Below are 255 nucleotides of genomic sequence, written 5' to 3'. Positions count from 1 at the left end.
AGCACCAGCCCCATGGCGAGCAGCTTGGGGACGAAGGTGAGCGTGGTTTCCTGGATCTGCGTCAGCGCCTGGAGCAGGCCGATGACGGTGCCCACGATCAGCGAGGTCAGCAGCAGCGGACCCGCGATGGTGAGCACCAGCATCAGCGCGCTCTGCGCCAGTGCGAGGACCTGCGACGGCAGCATCGCGCCTAGATCTGCATCCGCATGATGTCGGAATAGGCGTTCACCACGCGGTCGCGCACGGCCACCATGG

At 66.3% G+C, this 255-nt stretch carries 2 protein-coding genes; both read right to left on the bottom strand.

Going from position 1 to position 255, the window contains the following annotated elements:
* Positions 1 to 185, bottom strand: a 185-nt coding sequence (locus tag NLU14_RS22460) for a flagellar biosynthetic protein FliQ (RefSeq protein ID WP_275710788.1), incomplete at its 3' end; no start/stop codon positions are given.
* A 5-nt stretch (positions 186 to 190) separates the two neighbouring features.
* A complete protein-coding gene (fliE, locus tag NLU14_RS23400) occupies positions 191 to 253 on the bottom strand; it encodes a flagellar hook-basal body complex protein FliE (protein ID WP_420845100.1) in 63 nt (20 codons plus the stop codon).
* Between the last annotated feature and the right edge of the window lie 2 nt (positions 254 to 255).

Source organism: Marinobacter iranensis (genome assembly GCF_029207565.1).
Taxonomy (GTDB): Bacteria; Pseudomonadota; Gammaproteobacteria; order Pseudomonadales; family Oleiphilaceae; genus Marinobacter; species Marinobacter iranensis.
Note: the sequence above shows the minus strand (reverse complement) of the source record. Positions and strands in the feature narration are given on the sequence as shown.